Origin of the sequence: Marmoricola sp. RAF53, assembly GCF_052114005.1 — a bacterium.
In the GTDB taxonomy this organism is placed as follows: domain Bacteria; phylum Actinomycetota; class Actinomycetes; order Propionibacteriales; family Nocardioidaceae; genus Marmoricola.
Genome location: NZ_JBFRDX010000051.1, coordinates 1 through 1,270, shown reverse-complemented (window position 1 = coordinate 1,270; position 1,270 = coordinate 1). Strand labels below are relative to the sequence as shown.

General features: G+C 66.1%; 1 protein-coding gene. It reads left to right on the top strand.

What is annotated here, in order from left to right; genetic code table 11:
- The first annotated feature begins 69 nt into the window (after nucleotides 1–69).
- Nucleotides 70–1,238, top strand: a protein-coding gene (locus tag AB4Y76_RS21265; RefSeq protein ID WP_441928983.1) for an IS3 family transposase whose coding sequence is annotated in 2 segments (ribosomal slippage) — nucleotides 70–354 and nucleotides 357–1,238 — 1,167 coding nt in all. Because the reading frame shifts where the segments join, the coding sequence is not laid out codon by codon here.
- Nucleotides 1,239–1,270: the final 32 nt, after the last annotated feature.

Below are 1,270 nucleotides of genomic sequence, written 5' to 3'. Positions count from 1 at the left end.
GGGTCTGCTGCACGGATAGGTGACATCTGATCTGTGGTGCCGAGCGGTGCCGCTGGAAGGATGTGCCCCGTGCCGAAGCCGTTCCCCAAGGAGTTCCGTGACGACGTCGTGAACGTCGCCCGACGCCGTGAGCATGGCGTGACGTTGAAGCAGATCGCCGAGGACTTCGGGATCTCCGAGACGTGTCTGTCTAACTGGATGCGAGCTGCTGACGTCGAGGACGGCAACAAGCCCGGAACGACGACGTCCGAGAGCGCCGAGCTGCGCGAGTTGCGTCGCCGCAACCGGCTGTTGGAGCAAGAGAACGAGGTGCTGCGTCGCGCGGCCGCGTATCTGTCGCAGGCGAACCTGCCGGGAAAATGATCTACCCGCTCGTCCGCGAGCTGGCCGTCGACGGTGTTCCCGTGACGGTGACGTGCCGGGTGCTCAAGATCGCCCGCCAGCCCTACTACCGCTGGCTCGAGCAGCCAGTCACCGCGGCAGAGCTGGAAGAGGCGTATCTGGCCAACGCGCTCTTCGATGCCCACCGCGATGATCCCGAGTTCGGCTACCGGTTCCTCTTCGACGAGGTTCACGCGGCCGGGTTCAGGATGTGCGAGCGGACGGTGTGGCGGATCTGCCGCGATAACGGCTGGTGGAGCGCCTTCGGCAAGAAGCCGGCCCGCGGCAAGGGCCGCAAAGTCGGGCCGCCGGTCCATGACGACCTCGTGCGCCGGGTCTTCGCCGCCGATGCCCCGAACCAGTTGTGGCTGACCGACATCACCGAGCACCGCACCGGCGAGGGCAAGCTCTACCTTTGCGCGGTCAAGGACGTGTACTCCAACCGGATCGTCGGGTACTCGATCAGCGACCGGATGAAGTCGAGGCTGGCCGTCACCGCGATCGACTCGGCCGTGGCCCGCCGCGGCGAGGTAGCCGGCTGCATCGTGCACTCCGACCGCGGATCGCAGTTCCGCTCCCGCAAAGCCCAACGCGCCCTGACCCGTCACGGCCTGGTCGGATCGATGGGCCGAGTCGGCGCTGCCGGCGACAACGCGGCCATGGAGTCCTTCTTCAGCCTGCTGCAGAAGAACGTCTTGAACCGACGCGCTTGGGAGACCCGAGAGGACCTCCGGATCGCGATCGTGACCTGGATCGAAAGGACCTACCACCGACGCCGCAGACAAGACGCCCTGGGCCGATTGACCCCCATTGAGTTCGAGACCATCATGACGCCACCAGCTGCTCAGGCAGCCTGACCGAACCTGTCACCTGATCGTGCAGCAGACCC